We start from the raw sequence: 16,848 nt of genomic DNA, 5'->3' as shown, positions 1-16,848 counted from the left end.
CAGAGTGATACGACTCTAAAAGGTAATAGATAGAATAATAATAGTAAGAATCGTTTTCATATTCAACTAAGGTTAAATGCTTAAAGGTAAGTATTCATTACGCTTTAATTTTTATATACCCGTCATACTTTAAGCGGCCTGTGTGTTGGCTACGTTCACTAACCAGAATCACTTACTTATGTAAGCTCATCGGGATTAATGAGTCTGATTGCTATTTATGCTTGTTTTACCACCAAATTAAGGTGATCGCAAATGCAAATAATGAGTTAAATCAGTTAACTGAATGTTTACATCGTGGTCAGTTAGGGCTGTAAAATACCGATTGTTAACATAATCAATTTACTCTCGCTTTAATCAAATAACATTCGAGTTTTAATTAACTCGCAGAATGCCATCATAATTATTTATAAATTAGGGTGAATAACTGACAGAATTAACGCCCATGTTAAATAGATTGTTAAATTAGCGCCGGTTTAAACGTAATTTAAGCTTCATCTCGTCGCAGAAAAGAATCGCATGCTAATTAATTTAAATGATAAACATTCAGCTTTATAGACGAAAAGGGTATGAGAAAAGCCATTAAAGATGCCCGATTGTTTGCAACAAAAAGCTAAGTGAAAAAAGGGCCACCAACGTGGCCCTGAATAGAGAGATCAACGCTTCTTAAATGCCGCCGCCAGTGCATCACTCATGGCGCTGTTGCTGCCAGAGTTACTGTCTGCCCGGCCTTTTGCCGCTGGGCGGTTGTTCGAGTCATTGCTGTTACGTGACTGGCTGGCACCACGATTGTCATTACGACTATTGGCGCTGCTATTCGCACTATTACCGCCATTGTTGCCACGACGCGAACCGCCTTCACCGGGCTGCTCATCAAGGCGCATGGTCAGGGCAATGCGCTTGCGCTGCAAATCCACTTCCATGACTTTCACTTTGACGATATCCCCGGCTTTCACCACTTTATGCGGGTCATCGACAAACTTATCCGCCAATGACGAGATATGCACCAAACCATCTTGATGAACACCAATATCAACAAAGGCACCAAAGTTGGTCACGTTAGTGACAGAGCCTTCAAGGATCATGCCTGGCGTCAGATCATTAAGTGTTTCAACACCCTCAGCGAAAGTTGCGGTTTTGAACTCAGGGCGCGGGTCACGGCCGGGTTTTTCCAACTCACGCAGAATATCGGTGACCGTCGGGACACCAAATTTCTCGGTGGTGAAATCACGCGCATTAAGATTACGCAGCGCGGTAGCATTACCCATTAGGTCCTGCAATGCCTGTTCAGTTGCAGCCAAAATGCGCTCAACAATCGGATAGGCTTCTGGATGCACGGTTGATGCGTCCAGCGGGTTATTGCCATGGTTGATACGCAGGAAGCCGGCACACTGCTCGAAGGCTTTCGGCCCGAGGCGGCTGACTTTGAGCAATTGCTCACGGTTATGGAAGCGGCCATTCTCATCACGCCAGCTAACAATGTTTTGCGCCATCATGCGGGTTAACCCCGCAACCCGGGTCAGTAATGGCACCGATGCGGTGTTTAAATCTACACCCACGGCGTTTACGCAGTCTTCCACCACCGCATCCAGCTTTTTCGCCAGTTGGCTTTGGCTAACATCATGCTGATATTGGCCGACTCCGATAGATTTCGGGTCAATTTTTACCAATTCAGCCAGTGGATCTTGTAACCGCCGGGCAATAGAGACTGCACCACGGATAGAGACATCCAGATCCGGGAATTCCAGCGCCGCCAACTCAGAGGCGGAGTAAACCGAGGCTCCAGCTTCACTGACAATCACTTTTTGCGCGGTGACTGCCGGATACTGTTGCTGTAGCTCGACAAAGAAACGCTCGGTTTCCCGCGATGCCGTACCATTACCGATAGCCACCAGTTCAACCTGATGCTTGATGCACAGGGCGGCCACCACGGCGGCAGCTTTGGCAGCCTGCCCGGTATGAGGGTAGATGGTATCAAAGGCAACCAGCTTGCCGGTAGCGTCTACTATCGCCACTTTTACCCCGGTACGCAGGCCTGGATCAAGGCCCATGGTGGCGCGCATGCCGGCTGGGGCTGCCATCAACAGATCTTGCATGTTACGGGCGAATACGTTGATTGCTTCATCTTCGGCTCGTTCGCGCAGGGTGCTCATCAGCTCGGTTTCCAGATGCATCAGCACTTTGATACGCCAGGTCCAGTTGACCACCGCTTTGCGCCAACCGTCTGCTGGCGCATTATTCAGCCGCAGATCCAGATGGTTAATAATGATCTGCTCACCCTGACTTTCGCGCGGTGGTTCGTCAAACTGCGGGTCAGGATTGAGTGCCAGTTGTAACACGCCTTCATTGCGGCCACGGAACATAGCCAGTGCGCGATGAGAAGGGACATGGGCGATAGGTTCGTGGCTGTCAAAGTAATCGCGGAATTTAGCACCTTCCAGCTCCTTACCTTCCACCACTTTTGACACTAAATGGGCATTTTTCCACAAATACTGGCGCACTTTGGCCAGCAGGGTGGCATCTTCTGCAAAGCGCTCCATCAGGATATAGCGTGCACCATCCAGTGCCGCTTTCGTGTCTGCAACACCTTTATCGGCATCAACATAAGCGAGAGCAACCTGTTCTGGCTCTTGCTGAGGGTCATGCCATAAACTGTCTGCCAATGGCTCCAGACCGGCTTCAATCGCAATCTGACCACGGGTGCGGCGCTTCGGTTTATAAGGGAGATATAAATCTTCAAGCTCAGTTTTGCTCATGGTGCCATTGATGGCACCGGCCAATTGCTCGGTGAGCTTGCCCTGATCTTCAATTGATTTAAGAATGGTTTGGCGGCGCTCTTCGAGTTCACGCAGATAGCCCAAACGGCTTTCCAACTGGCGCAACTGGGTATCATCCAACCCGCCGGTAACTTCCTTACGATACCGCGAAATAAACGGCACGGTATTACCTTCATCAAGCAGGCGGATAGCAGAGATAACTTGCTCCGGCCGCGCCTGTAGTTCGCTTGCAATAATGCTGCTCAGTTGTTCATTCATAAGTCTGATGTCAAGTCTGATAGTGATTAGGAAAAACGGCAGAAGATAGTTATACGGATTGCCCGGATAAATTGCCAGTAGAGCGGCAGCAGAGCTTGAGGTAACGTGGACTTATCGGTAAAAAGTTAGGGTATAGTAGTGGTATCAATGCCAAAGGGATAATTATATGGCGAAAAGTAATTACATTACCCGCGAAGGCTGGCAAGCACTTGATCGTGAATTGCATTATCTGTGGCGGGAAGAGCGCCCGGTGGTGACGCAAGCGGTGTCTGAAGCCGCAGCAATGGGTGACCGTTCGGAAAATGCTGAATATATCTATGGTAAGAAGCGGCTACGCGAGATCGACCGCCGGGTGCGCTTTCTGACCAAGCGCCTTGAGGTGCTGAAAGTTGTCGACCCTGACCCCCGCCAGGAAGGAAAAGTCTTTTTTGGTGCCTGGGTGCGGGTAGAAAATGAATTAGAAGAACAGCGTATCTTTCGCCTGGTTGGGCCAGATGAGTTTGATCCGGCAAAAAAATGGATTTCTATCGATTCACCGGTTGCCCGTGCCTTAATTGGTAAACAGGTGGAGGATGAGGTGACGGTTCAGACACCCAATGGTGAAGCAACCTACTGGATCTTAGAGATCCGCTATCGCCCATTTGACGAAAGTGTTGATAATTAGGCACAACAATAAGCTTTGTAACAATTTCGACTAGAATATATACCATAAATAGCTGTCTGTTATACACGCCATACTTCAAGCTGCATGTGCGTTGGCACCCTGGTCACTTACGCATGTAAGTTCTTGGGAACTCGCTCAGTTGCCACCTTCCTGCAACTCGAATTATTTAGGCTACAGAGTAAGTTTTTCTAACAATGTACAGGTTCGGGCAATACGGCCTTTGGGAGTAATAAAATGCAAGAGAATCACAAGATTCTGGTCGTTGATGACGATATGCGCCTGCGCGCGCTGTTGGAGCGTTACCTAACAGAGCAAGGTTTCCAGGTGCGCAGTGTTGCCAATGCTGAACAGATGGATCGCTTGCTAACCCGTGAGTCTTTCCACCTGATGGTGCTTGATCTGATGTTACCGGGTGAAGATGGTTTGTCTATCTGCCGCCGTCTGCGTAGCCAAAGCAACCCAATGCCGATCATTATGGTGACGGCGAAGGGTGAAGAAGTTGACCGTATCGTCGGATTGGAAATTGGTGCTGACGATTATATTCCGAAACCATTTAACCCACGCGAATTACTGGCCCGTATCCGTGCGGTGTTACGCCGTCAGGCTAACGAGTTACCGGGTGCACCTTCACAGGAAGAAGCGGTAATTGCGTTTGGTAAGTTCAAACTCAATTTAGGCACCCGCGAGATGTTCCGTGAAGATGAACCTATGCCACTGACCAGCGGTGAGTTTGCGGTGCTGAAAGCCTTGGTGAGTCATCCGCGTGAGCCGTTGTCACGCGATAAGCTGATGAATCTGGCCCGAGGCCGTGAATACAGTGCGATGGAGCGCTCCATCGACGTACAGATTTCACGTCTGCGCCGTATGGTAGAAGAAGATCCGGCGCATCCGCGCTATATCCAAACTGTGTGGGGCTTGGGCTACGTATTTGTACCGGACGGCAGTAAAGCATGAGGCGATGGCGCTTTTCTCCGCGTAGCTCATTTGCCCGAACCTTATTACTGATTGTGACCTTGCTGTTCGTCAGCCTGGTCACTACGTATTTGGTGGTGTTAAATTTCGCCATTTTGCCCAGTTTGCAGCAGTTTAACAAAGTGTTGGCGTATGAAGTTCGTATGCTGATGACTGATCGGCTGCAATTGGAAGATGGCACGCTACTTGAAGTCCCGCCGGCGTTCCGGCGTGAGATTTACCGTGAATTGGGGATTTCGCTTTATACCAATGCTGCGGCAGAGGAAAGTGGCCTGCGTTGGGCACAGCATTACAAATTTCTCAGTGATCAAATGGCCCAGCAATTGGGGGGGCCAACTGATGTTCGGGTCGAAGTTAATAAAAACTCCCCTGTTGTCTGGCTAAAGACGTGGTTGTCACCGGATATCTGGGTGCGAGTGCCATTAACTGAGATCCATCAGGGCGATTTCTCACCACTGTTCCGTTATACCTTGGCAATTATGTTATTGGCTGTCGGGGGTGCCTGGCTGTTTATCCGTATTCAGAATCGGCCATTAGTCGAGCTGGAACACGCTGCTTTGCAGGTGGGTAAAGGGATTATTCCGCCGCCGTTGCGGGAGTATGGTGCATCAGAGGTGCGTTCGGTTACCCGGGCATTTAACCAAATGGCCGCTGGCGTGAAGTTGCTGGCAGATGACCGGACCTTGCTGATGGCCGGGGTTAGCCATGATTTACGCACGCCGTTGACCCGTATTCGTTTGGCGACTGAAATGATGAGTGAAGCCGATGGATACCTCTCTGAGTCAATCAATAAAGACATTGAAGAGTGCAATGCCATTATTGAGCAATTTATCGATTATCTACGCACTGGGCAGGAGATGCCGACTGAATCGAGTGATTTGAATGCAGTTCTCGGTGAAGTGATAGCGGCTGAAAGTGGTTATGAGCGGATAATCGAGACTGATTTGTGTGCAGGTGAAGTGCTGGTGGATATTCATCCGTTATCGATTAAGCGTGCTTTGGCCAATATGGTGGTGAATGCGGCGCGTTACGGTAATGGTTGGATAAAAGTCAGTAGTGGCACTGAGCTACAGCGTGCGTGGTTCCAGGTTGAGGATGACGGCCCTGGTATCAAGCCAGAAGATTTGAAGCATCTGTTCCAGCCTTTTGTGCGTGGCGATAGCGCCCGTAGTACCAGTGGTACTGGGCTGGGCTTGGCGATTGTGCAGCGGATTATTGATGCCCACGCCGGTTCGTTGGATATCGGTACCAGTGAGCGGGGTGGTTTACGGATCCGGGCGTATATTCCGTTGCCGTTAGATATGAAGGCGAAGCCACCGATGGTAGTGTGAGTTTTATTTTGGTTATTTAGTATGGTGATCGGGTTCGGTTGATATGAGTTTAGTGGTCAGGTTCGGTTATGGTGGGGTCGGATCAGGTTTCGGTTGATATGAGTTAAGTGCCTAATTTACCTCCGTAGCCTCAACCGAGCAGGAGGGCAAGCCGGCCCTCCTGCACCTGCGGCTTGCGCGAAATATTGCCCTACGGGTAAACCGCCTACGTCTTTCGGGCTGACGAGCCAGCGCGATTCGCTCCTGCTCAAGCGTGCTTTTCGCGGGCGTCCATGCCCGCTCACTCTGCCCTCCATCCTTGTCGGCAATATTCCTGATTGCGCTCAACGTCAAAACCATCATTTTTTGCTGTTGATTTCCTCTTTTGACTTTCAAAGCACATTTGAGCTGCCGAATGAAGAGTGAAGGTAGGACGCGAGGCAGGGAAGCCGAGCGAGCCGTGCTTGAGCAGGAGCGAATCACGGCGGTCCGTGAGCCGAAACGATGAGTGAGGGAACCCACGCAGTGGGCAGGCGATACGTGCGAAGCGCTGGATTCCACAAGGGTGCGCGCCCGCACCCTTTGGCGGTTGAGGCAACGGAGACAAGTTAATCACTGAACTCATATCAACCGACCCGGATCACTGAACAACTAATAATGAACACCCGACCTCGATCACTCATCCACCAAACCTGATCTAATCCATTTTTGATTTGCGGAAAACAAAAGGGGCACGAATGTGCCCCTGCCATAATCACTACCAAATCAACGCTAACTTAGAGCTTTGGCCCTGCGCTAACCAACGCAGCACCTGCTGGGGTATCAGTATACTTATCAAAGTTAGTGGTAAAACGCTTCGCCAGATCTTCGGCTTTCTCTTGCCACTGCGCCACATCAGCGTAAGTGTCACGAGGATCGAGGATATCTGGGTTCACGCCCGGTAATGCCGTTGGCACCGCCAGATCAAAGATTGGCAGAGTGAAGGTTTCTGCTTTATCAATTTCACCGTTCAGAATGGCGTCAATGATGCCACGGGTATCCTTGATAGAAATACGTTTGCCAGTCCCATTCCAACCAGTATTGACCAGATAGGCTTGTGCACCCACCGCTTGCATACGTTTAACCAGCACTTCTGCATATTGTGTTGGGTGCAGCGACAGGAAAGCCGCACCAAAACAGGCTGAGAAGGTCGGTGTTGGCTCGGTTACTCCGCGCTCAGTACCAGCCAGTTTAGCGGTGAAGCCAGACAGGAAGTGATACTGGGTTTGATTTGCCGTCAGGCGTGATACTGGTGGCAATACACCGAAGGCATCAGCAGTCAGGAAGATAACCTTAGTGGCATGACCCGCTTTAGAAACCGGTTTAACGATGTTTTCAATATGATAGATCGGGTAGGAAACACGGGTGTTTTCCGTTTTGGAACCATCATTGAAGTCAACTGTACCGTCGGCCAGCACCACCACGTTTTCTAACAAGGCATCACGCTTAATCGCATGATAAATATCCGGTTCTGCCTCTTCAGATAACTTGATGGTTTTAGCGTAGCAGCCACCTTCAAAGTTAAATACGCCGTCATCATCCCAGCCGTGTTCATCATCGCCGATTAACTTACGTTTCGGGTCAGTCGACAGCGTGGTTTTACCGGTACCAGACAGGCCGAAGAAGATAGCGACATCGCCTTTCTCGCCGACGTTGGCCGAGCAGTGCATGGAAGCAATGCCTTTCAGTGGCAGCAGGTAGTTCATCATCGAGAACATACCTTTCTTCATTTCGCCGCCATACCATGTGCCGCCAATGAGCTGCATACGTTCTGTCAGGTTAAAGGCAACAAAGTTCTCAGAATTCAGACCTTGCTCTTTCCAGTCCGGGTTAGTGCATTTAGCACCATTCATGACGATAAAATCAGGTTCGAAATGGGCCAGTTCTTCGTCTGATGGGCGGATAAACATGTTTTTGACAAAATGAGCCTGCCACGCAACTTCAGTGACAAAACGAACTTGCAGACGAGTATCGGCGTTAGCACCGCAGAAGGTATCAACAACAAACAGACGCTTACCGGACAGTTGCTCAGTTACCAACCCTTTCAGGTGGCTCCAGGTTTCCTGACTCAGTGGCTTGTTATCATTTTTGCCTTTGCCCTGATCAGCCCACCACACGGTATCTTGAGTGATAGCATCGCGGACAATATATTTATCTTTTGGCGAGCGGCCGGTAAAAATCCCGGTATCTACCGCTATTGCTCCTGTGGTGGTGAGGATTCCGCGCTCGTATCCTTCAAGCGTGGGTTTGGTCTCTTCCTGGAACAGTAAATCATAGCTTGGGTTGTAAACAATCTCGCTGACGTTATGGATGCCATAGGCGGCGAGCTCCTGCGGGGTAATTCCTTTAACACTCATGTCATAACTCCTGGATCGTCAATTTTCTACCAGCGATTGTAAATCCTCATCTCTGATTAACAGCGATAGCTATCAAATATTTCAACATATGACCTATTTTTCGCTAGGTTATGAGAGATAGAACACGGATTGTCGCAAGTATGAAACGCCAGGAGAAATAGCTGGGCACGAGTCAGCACCCAACTAATCATTATTGTTATTAATGAATTTGTTCGGAGGAAGAGCTGTTACCACTCTTTAATGAGGCGATATCGACAGCATCAAACAGGTAGTGATTGCCGCAATACTCACAATGCATATCAATATTGCCATCTTGTTCCAGCATTTCGGTGATGTCATCTTCCGACAGTGTGACTAATGCATCGGCACAACGCTCGCGGGAACAGGTGCAGCGGAAACTGACGTTTTGCGGCTCATATAACGTCACTTCTTCCTGATGGTATAAACGATACAGCACTTCATTCGCGGGTAGCGTAAATAGCTCCTCAGCTTTGATGGTAGTGGTGAGCTGTGCCAGGTGATCAAATTCATCTTCATTGCGCTCTTCGGCTGGCAACACTTGTAGCAGCATCCCGCCCGCCGCGGCTTTACCTTCCACACTGCCAGTACGAATAAACAGGCGTGTTGGTAATTGTTCAGACTGCATAAAGTAATTTTCCAGACAGGCGGCGATAGTCTCCCCTTCCAGAGCTACCACACCCTGATAGCGCTCGCCCTTTGCTGGGGTGATGGTGATAACCAGATAGCCGTTGCCGACCATCTCTTTCAGCGTGCTTTCATCGCTGATTTCACCTTTAAAGCGAGCGACACCCCGCATTTGCTGCTGGTTATTGCCGTTAATCACCGCCAGTGACAACGGGCCATCTGCCCCCTGCAACTGCACGGTGATATCACCATCAAACTTGAGCGTGGCGGTCAGTAAACTGGTTGCGACCAACATCTCACCCAACAGCTTTTGTACCGCAGGTGGGTAGTCATGGTTGGCTAATACTTGCTGATAGGTTTCATTGACTGAAACCAGCTCACCGCGTACTGCATGGTTAGCAAACAGATAGCGGTGTAATTGGTCGTGATTAGACATAGGTTTCTCTCTTTCTGGCTGCAAGCAACCCCGTCATCTTTCAAGTTGCAGGTGTGTTGGCTGCCTTCCTGCATGTTGAAATCTATAGGGTTTACTCAGACTCGCCTTGTTTAAATTTGATCAGGTTGCGACGCTCTTTTTTATCCGGCCGCCGATCAGGATGTGGCATAGTCAGGGCATTCAATTTACGCGCCTGTGCTACCTTCTCGCGATTGGCAATACTGGCTTCAGTCTCTTCATACAGTGCCTGCGCTTCGTTTGCACCACGGCGTTGGCCGTGTAATGCCAATACCCGCACCGTGCGTTCATCATTGCCTTGGCGCAGGCGGATTTCAGCATTAAGCTCAACCAGTTTGCTCGGTTTACCGCGCTGACCGTTGTAATGGACTTTGCCGCCATCCACCATTTCCCTGGCGATTGCTCTGGTTTTATAAAACCGGGCGGCCCAGAGCCATTTATCTAGCCGAACCGATTCGTCAGAAACTGCTTTATCCTTCATGACTACTCCTGCCTGTTATATCCGTCATACTTCAAGTTGCATATGCGTTGGCTGCCTTGTTGCAACTCGAATTATTTAGGCTATCGGCCTAAACCTCTTTTTAATCACCACGTAACTGTAGAGCGGGTAACAGCTTACGGTAATCATTGATTGCAGGGTGGCTGTGAAATGCTTTGTCAGCACAACTGGAATCCGGGTTTTCTATACCCAGACAGTAGCGGATACCGAATGTGCGCGCTGCATCCAGAATCGTTTCACTGTCATCGACGAATAAGGTTCTGGCCGGGTTCAGCCCAGTATGCTGGGCGACAGCTTGCCACAGTCGTTGATCTTCCTTCGGATAACCAAATGTATGGGTAGAAAGTAATAAATCAAGGTGCTGGTCAAGTGCAGTATGCTCAATTTTTACCGCCAGGCTGTGTGGATGGGCGTTGGTGAGCAAAATGGTTTGTAACCCCTGCTGGCGTAAACCGGATAAAAACGGCTCAGTATCCTGGCGCAGACGAACCCGGTTACCCGCAGCCGTGGTCATGGCGTAAATATCTAAGTCCAACCGTTCACTCCAATAATCGAAGCAATACCAGTTTAAGGTATGTTGCACTGCCAGATATTCATCATGAATAATTTTGTGTGCCTGCTCCAGTGGGATCCCTCGGTGTTGGCTAAGGGTTTCCGGCACCTGCTTTAGCCAGAAATGGCTATCGAATTCCAGATCTAGCAGGGTGCCATCCATGTCCAGCAGCACGGTATCGATTTCTTGCCAATTAAGTTCAGGGGGCATAGCGGCTCCACAATCACATTATTTTTAACCAAAAGTGTTGCTACCAAATAATACGGATTACAACAAATACAGGCGGCCAATCAGGGGCGGTGTCCCAAAACAACCACAGATAAAGCTAGCCTAGCATATCAAAGTTACAGGGCTAGCCAGCGATGAATGATATGGCTGAAAGAAAGCTAACGCAGGAAAGGCGTTGGAGTGAGGGTTTGGTTAAAGCAATTATCATAATAGCGTTGAATATTATCCATCCGGCTACGGTTTTTTAGTATCCGTTGAATTAATAAAGAGGTATTCACGACCAGACAAGCAATCAGTACCAGCAGCAATAAGCTGGTACCCAGATAACGGCCCAGTGTGACGATATCCGGCTCACTGTGTAGCGCAATATGCCGCGTGCCATTGGCATCAATGGTGATATTGGTAATGATACCTTCGGCCTTAAACGGGGTATTAAGTAGCAACCCAGAGAGCCGTTGTAATTCGCGCCACTGCTCCAGTGCGCTGTAATCAAACAGTGGCACGGCAGGAGCGGGGTGATTTACTAACTGCTTACCTTCATCACTGGTTATCAAGAACCCCCCCGGAGGCGGGCTGTTTAACGCTTCGGTTGCCAAATGCGTCTCACGATAAACAAATGATGAGGTAGCGGTTTTAACCAGACTTTCCAGGGCATCGGCACTGACTGGGCGCAGCAGCACATTCATGCCTTTCAATGTGCCAGATTGTGCGCGTTTAACCAGCCCCGACCAATTCTTTGCATTACCTAAATTAACCAAGGCATTCTTCAGGCGGACACAGTCGTTATCTCCACCACATAATGCCTGTGTTTTTAAGACGATATCGGCAAAGTTATCCAGTAAAATCATGCCAGACTTCTCGATGGCAGTGGCCAACTGTGGGTTGACGTTGACATCAATACCTTGCGGATGTAACTGCTGATTAACTGTAGCCACCAGTGCGGCGGCTTTCTCAATGGTGTCAGACTCAGGTTGTGGCAATGGTGCTGCGTTATTCCAATAGATCCCAGAACAATCAAATGGTGTAAAAACAAAACTATGCGGGTTTTGAGTATTCGGCGGGACATAACACATACCGGTACCCTGAGCTTTCAGCATATCGCCAATGTGTAGCGGCATTTTTTCCAAGGCTTCAACACTGGTAACTTGCTGACTTTGTGCGCCTTGCAACCAGGCAATGCTCAATTTCAATGGCAAGCCGAGCGGCACATAGATTAGCAATAACACCATTATTAGCAGTGAACCGGCGATAAGCGTCAGGTTTTTCCCCCAGCGCTGTAAGGGGAAATGTTTCATTTCGTCATGCAGGGATAAAAAAGGCCCCTGGCGCACAACCTGACGATTAAGGTAGATATCAATGTTGGTCTTTTTACCCAGATCATGAGCAAAATAAGGCCCCCAATGGGCCGGATAAATCAGATCGACAATCCCCAGCGAGATGTTATTCATCTGCCCTTGGTTCGATTCGCCAAACAGCCCCCAGCGCTTTGGTGTGCCACTCAAGCAATGGACTTCACGCAAATCTTTTTCAGACAACGGGCGGAACATATTCCAGCATGCCCAACCGGTTAACGTTATTGCCACAATAATCAGCCAGGGCAGTATGACCGCCGGGCCGATCAAGGCGAAAAACAGCAATAATAACGCCAGACAAATCGCGGCGGCTTCTTTTAAGCCATTTGCGCCATGCAGGGCATATTCTTCCGGTGTTTCTTTGCGGATATTCAACAGCTCTATATGTTCGCTGTCTGCTTTGCGGATTGATGCATTTTGCGCAGTGGAAGGCAAAATCGGTTGGTAGCTATTCTCAGCTTGGTGATTTTTAAGCGTATGCCCATTGAGGGAAATCACTAAAGGAATGGTCTGAGTTTGGATGAGTTCTACGTCATTATCTTGAGCAATATATTGCTCCCACGAAGAGGGGAGGTGAATCTCAATAGAATCAAGGTAATAACGCCATTTATTGGGTTCGTCACTCGCCACGCCGTAACGGGTGATAGCGCGGGTAACCGAATAAACATTTTCGCTTTGTGGCGTCAGAGCCAGCTTTGCGGGCACAAGATTGTTGTTCGTCAGTGTACGGGTGTCGAAAGTTGATTGAGCTTTGAATCCGAGCTTCTCTCGCTGACCGAGCAAATAATTCTCAATATTAACCCGTTCTTCTGGGGTAAGTTTACGATAGATGGGTTTAGCGAACGGCAGTGTTGCAGTTACGGGGGCGGGGCGGCGGAATCGGAACCACCATAATAACCCTACCGCGATCAGACTGGTCAACAGTAAGGCCAATATTAAGACCATTGTGCTCATCCCATCCCCATCCGAGCGCTTCTGACTCACGTCAGCTCTATGAAAGAATGCATATTATGCGTTAAAACAGTACCAAGGCATATAACAGAGTCATTCAGTGAATTAGCATTTCACACGCTATTATTCATCAAAAAACCTAATGCAAGTGCTCTTAAACTGCCCGTAGACTGATAAGCATAGCAAGGCTAAAACATCGGTAATATCAGCATAATCCTATTTTCAAACACAAATTTTAACGTGTTCTGTACTGAAATAGGCTGAAATTTAACCGGTTGAATCTTGACTAAACTCGACGCCATGTTAAAAACAGGTAAATTATATCTAACTGAGATTGCGATAAAGGTTCTCACTAACGCACAATGTGATCAAGTTCTAATAAATTTCAGTATAAAGCGTTGGGTTAATCGTTATCGGTAAAAAGTGGTTTACTAAGTAACCATAAAATAGCGCGGGTTATCCTGAGAGAGTTCGATAGGCGGTGAGTATTTAAATTGGGGCTATCATGAAACACCTGCAAAAACCTAAAATTCTTAAAATAGAAACGGTTGCCCACTCCCGCTTGTTTACCGTTGAAGCGGTGGATCTGGAGTTCAGCAATGGCGTGCAACGGGTTTATGAACGAATGCGGCCATCAAATCGTGAAGCGGTTATGATCGTGCCGATTATTGGTGATGACCTTTTGCTGATTCGCGAATATGCCGTGGGTATTGAAGAGTATGAGTTGGGCTTCCCCAAGGGGCTGATTGATCCGGGCGAGGGTGTGTTGGAGGCGGCAAATCGTGAGCTGATGGAAGAGGTTGGCTTTGGTGCTAAACGCTTTGATTATCTCACTAAGCTGACAATGGCTCCGTCCTATTTCTCTAGCAAAATGAATATCGTTATTGCCCATAACCTCTATCCACAAAGTCTGGAGGGCGATGAGCCGGAACCTTTGCCACAAGTGCGCTGGCCGATCGCCAATATGATGGCACTGCTGGATGAGCCGGGCTTCAATGAGGCCCGTAATGTTAGTGCCCTTTTTCTGGCTCAGGCATTTCTTAATAAGTAATTTTCAAACATAAAAAAGCCGGGGCTCTGTTACGAGCTCCCGGCTTTTATATTGCCTTGATACTCAGGCAATTAGCGCTGACAGAACCATTCCATCAGAACAATTAAGTTAGAACAACTCATGAGTCTGCCCGTTATCCATCAGGGTGGTACCTGCTTCATGTACTGAGAACTCAGTGGGTTGTGTCCCCTCGATAAAGTACTCTGAGCGGCTGCCTGGCCCGCCACTGGATAACTTACCGGTCTGTTTATCAATCACTACACTGACAATACCTGGCGGTGGAGAGACAGGTTTTTCCGGTAAGCCTTCAAGGGCGGCTTTCATAAAGTCATCCCATGCAGGTTGCGCACTTTTCGCCCCACCTTCCGCACCCGCGATCTGATCTGATATTGCCCCTGATGCGGAGCTACGGCCTAAGTCGCGGCGATGGTCATCGAAGCCAATCCAAACAGAGGTCACGGTATCCGGGCCGTAGCCAGAGAACCAGGCATCTTTCGAGTTGTTGGTGGTACCGGTTTTACCACCGATATCCTTGCGTTTCAGGTCACGCCCAGCGCGCCAGCCGGTACCCATCCAGCCCGGTTCCCCGAAGATGTTTGAGTTCAACGCATCACGAATCAAGAAGGCCAACGGCGTGCTTATCACATGTGGTGCGTATTGTTGGTCACTGTTGAGCTTGGCCTGTGCTGGCGTCACTTGTTCTAACTCAGGCATAGGTACATTACTGGCGCTATTGCTCTGCGAGGTGGCGACGTTTTCGATGTTATCGTCAGACAGCACCACTGAACGTTGAGTGTCACCGTAAATAACCGGTAAGTTACACTCTTCACAGACAATCTTTGGTTTCTCTTCGAACAGCACATTGCCGACATCATCAGTTATTTTGGTGATGAAATACGGATCGACCAGGTAGCCACCGTTTGCCAACACAGCGTAACCTCGGACTAACTGCAATGGCGTAAAGGAGGCGGAACCTAATGCCAGGGATTCTGAGTGCACAATATTCTGTGCCGGGAAACCAAAGCGTTGCAGGTATTCAGCTGCGTAATCCACACCCATGGCACGCATTGCCCGCACCATCACCACGTTCTTCGACTGACCTAAACCTTGACGCAAACGAATTGGGCCATCGTAAGTCGGTGGTGAGTTTTTTGGCCGCCAATCGGTGCCTGCACCCGCATCCCAGCGTGTAATTGGCAGATCGTTGAGGATGGTCGCCAGCGTCAGACCTTTATCCATTGCCGCAGTATACAGGAAGGGTTTGATATTCGAACCGACCTGACGTAGTGCCTGCGTAGCGCGGTTAAATTTACTTTGGTTAAAGTCAAAACCGCCAACCAGCGCCTTAATCGCACCGTTGTTTGGATCGATAGAAACCAAGGCTGAGTTGACGTCCGGCACCTGTGCCAGCCACCAATTATCCTCTACTTTTCTCACCCAAATTTGCTGACCAGGCTGCACCACATCGGTGACTTGTTTTGGCGTCGGCCCTTGAGCGTTATCTGATTTAAACGGACGCGCCCAACGCATGCCGGCCATTGGCAAGGTCACGTTGCTGCCATCTGCCAACAGTGCCGTTGCTTGCGCCGCATTGGCTTCGGTCACCACCGCTGGCAGCAGTGGGCCATAGACTGGTAAGGTTTTTAGCGAATCAATAATTTGCTCGCGGCCCCAGGCACTTTCGCCCACTTTCCACAACACATTGGACGGGCCTCGATAACCATGGCGCATATCATACGCCAGCACATTGGCACGTAATGAGTCGACTGCCGCCAACTGGAGCTTTCTGGTAATGGTGGTATAGACCTGGTAGCCGTCGGTATAGGCATTCTCACCATAACGCTTAATCATCTCCTGACGCACCATTTCAGACAGATAAGGTGCTGAGAAGGCGATTTGCGGTGCATGGTAGTTGGCAACCAGCTCTTCACTGCGCGCCTGATCGTATTGCGCTTGAGTGATGTACTTTTCATCCAGCATTCGTGACAGCACGACGTTACGGCGCGCCACCGCTCGGTCATGTGAATAGAGCGGGTTGAAAGTGGAAGGGGCTTTTGGCAAACCGGCAATCATCGCCATCTGGCTGAGGGTCAATTCATTGACCTCTTTGCCGAAATAGACCTGTGCCGCTGCACCGACACCATAGGCACGGTAGCCGAGATAAATCTTGTTTAGATAAAGCTCAAGGATTTCATCTTTGGTCAGTAACTGTTCGATGCGAATTGCCAGAAAGGCTTCCTTGATTTTACGTATCAAAGTCCGTTCCGGGCTTAAGAAGAAGTTTCGAGCTAATTGCTGGGTAATGGTACTTGCCCCTTGTGAGGCACGCCCAGAAACCATAGCAATTGAGGCAGCACGTAGGATCCCAACGGGGTCCACACCATGATGCTCATAGAATCGACTATCTTCTGTAGCAATAAACGCATGCACCATTTCTGGTGGAATCTGTTTTAATGTCAACGGGATACGGCGTTTTTCACCGTATTGAGCGATCAATTCGCCTTCGGCGCTATACACCAACATAGGTGTTTGCAGCCGGACATCTTTCAGCGTGGCAACATCGGGTAGCTGCGGCTCAATATATTTGTACAGGCCAAATATCGAGGCTGCTCCCAGTAAAATGCAACACACTGTAAGGATCAAAAAATACTTTACGAACTTCACCTGAGATTTCCCATTCAATGTCAATTGGGCAGTTTATAAACAACCGCGCCGTAGTATAAAGGCAAGCCCGTAACATG

11 protein-coding genes are annotated in these 16,848 nt (G+C 49.1%); 4 read left to right on the top strand and 7 right to left on the bottom strand.

Going from position 1 to position 16,848, the window contains the following annotated elements; all coding sequences use genetic code 11:
• Positions 1–653: 653 nt before the first annotated feature.
• Entirely contained in the window at positions 654–3,032 is a 2,379-nt protein-coding gene (locus A6J67_RS02155; protein ID WP_042568767.1) for a Tex family protein, read from the bottom strand.
• Positions 3,033–3,198: 166 nt separating this feature from the next.
• On the opposite strand from A6J67_RS02155, the gene greB reads away from it, so the two are divergent.
• From greB to envZ, 3 genes are all read left to right on the top strand, one after another.
• On the top strand, positions 3,199–3,696 hold the full coding sequence (gene greB / locus A6J67_RS02150; protein WP_005186101.1) for a transcription elongation factor GreB: 498 nt from the start codon (positions 3,199–3,201) through the stop codon (positions 3,694–3,696).
• Between the two features lie 234 nt (positions 3,697–3,930).
• Positions 3,931–4,650, top strand: a complete 720-nt coding sequence (ompR, locus tag A6J67_RS02145; RefSeq protein ID WP_004709363.1) for a two-component system response regulator OmpR — start codon at positions 3,931–3,933, stop codon at positions 4,648–4,650.
• A complete protein-coding gene (gene envZ / locus A6J67_RS02140) occupies positions 4,647–5,999 on the top strand; it encodes a two-component system sensor histidine kinase EnvZ (protein WP_042568766.1) in 1,353 nt (450 codons plus the stop codon). Before ompR ends, envZ begins: the two co-directional genes overlap by 4 nt.
• A gap of 755 nt (positions 6,000–6,754) precedes the next feature.
• On the opposite strand, the gene pckA is transcribed toward envZ, so the two are convergent.
• The 5 genes from pckA to A6J67_RS02105 form a co-directional block, all read right to left on the bottom strand.
• Positions 6,755–8,374, bottom strand: a complete 1,620-nt coding sequence (gene pckA / locus A6J67_RS02125; protein ID WP_005186106.1) for a phosphoenolpyruvate carboxykinase (ATP) — start codon at positions 8,372–8,374, stop codon at positions 6,755–6,757.
• A 199-nt stretch (positions 8,375–8,573) separates the two neighbouring features.
• On the bottom strand, positions 8,574–9,455 hold the full coding sequence (gene hslO, locus A6J67_RS02120) for an Hsp33 family molecular chaperone HslO (RefSeq protein WP_042568765.1): 882 nt from the start codon (positions 9,453–9,455) through the stop codon (positions 8,574–8,576).
• Positions 9,456–9,546: 91 nt separating this feature from the next.
• Entirely contained in the window at positions 9,547–9,954 is a 408-nt protein-coding gene (hslR, locus tag A6J67_RS02115) for a ribosome-associated heat shock protein Hsp15 (protein WP_005186113.1), read from the bottom strand.
• A gap of 100 nt (positions 9,955–10,054) precedes the next feature.
• Complete coding sequence (yrfG, locus tag A6J67_RS02110; protein ID WP_005186116.1) at positions 10,055–10,735, bottom strand: GMP/IMP nucleotidase; 681 nt, start codon at positions 10,733–10,735, stop codon at positions 10,055–10,057.
• Positions 10,736–10,911: 176 nt separating this feature from the next.
• Positions 10,912–13,059, bottom strand: coding sequence for an intracellular growth attenuator family protein (locus A6J67_RS02105; protein ID WP_032906572.1), 2,148 nt, complete (start codon positions 13,057–13,059; stop codon positions 10,912–10,914).
• A 502-nt stretch (positions 13,060–13,561) separates the two neighbouring features.
• Here A6J67_RS02105 and nudE point away from each other — a divergent pair.
• Complete coding sequence (nudE, locus tag A6J67_RS02100; RefSeq protein WP_005186120.1) at positions 13,562–14,107, top strand: ADP compounds hydrolase NudE; 546 nt, start codon at positions 13,562–13,564, stop codon at positions 14,105–14,107.
• 108 nt (positions 14,108–14,215) lie between these two features.
• Here nudE and mrcA read toward each other — a convergent pair whose 3' ends face one another.
• Entirely contained in the window at positions 14,216–16,771 is a 2,556-nt protein-coding gene (gene mrcA, locus A6J67_RS02095; protein WP_042568764.1) for a peptidoglycan glycosyltransferase/peptidoglycan DD-transpeptidase MrcA, read from the bottom strand.
• Between the last annotated feature and the right edge of the window lie 77 nt (positions 16,772–16,848).

It is taken from the genome of Yersinia sp. FDAARGOS_228 (assembly GCF_002073315.2).
Taxonomy (GTDB): Bacteria; Pseudomonadota; Gammaproteobacteria; order Enterobacterales; family Enterobacteriaceae; genus Yersinia; species Yersinia intermedia.
This window is presented reverse-complemented; position numbering and strand designations above follow the sequence as displayed.

Coding starts and splice junctions, on each gene's coding strand:
- hslO (WP_042568765.1), bottom strand. CDS start 9,455: ATGTCTAATCACGACCAATTACACCGCTATCTGTTTGCTAACCATGCA.
- pckA (WP_005186106.1), bottom strand. CDS start 8,374: ATGAGTGTTAAAGGAATTACCCCGCAGGAGCTCGCCGCCTATGGCATC.
- hslR (WP_005186113.1), bottom strand. CDS start 9,954: ATGAAGGATAAAGCAGTTTCTGACGAATCGGTTCGGCTAGATAAATGG.
- greB (WP_005186101.1), top strand. CDS start 3,199: ATGGCGAAAAGTAATTACATTACCCGCGAAGGCTGGCAAGCACTTGAT.
- nudE (WP_005186120.1), top strand. CDS start 13,562: ATGAAACACCTGCAAAAACCTAAAATTCTTAAAATAGAAACGGTTGCC.
- A6J67_RS02105 (WP_032906572.1), bottom strand. CDS start 13,059: ATGAGCACAATGGTCTTAATATTGGCCTTACTGTTGACCAGTCTGATC.
- envZ (WP_042568766.1), top strand. CDS start 4,647: ATGAGGCGATGGCGCTTTTCTCCGCGTAGCTCATTTGCCCGAACCTTA.
- A6J67_RS02155 (WP_042568767.1), bottom strand. CDS start 3,032: ATGAATGAACAACTGAGCAGCATTATTGCAAGCGAACTACAGGCGCGG.
- yrfG (WP_005186116.1), bottom strand. CDS start 10,735: ATGCCCCCTGAACTTAATTGGCAAGAAATCGATACCGTGCTGCTGGAC.
- ompR (WP_004709363.1), top strand. CDS start 3,931: ATGCAAGAGAATCACAAGATTCTGGTCGTTGATGACGATATGCGCCTG.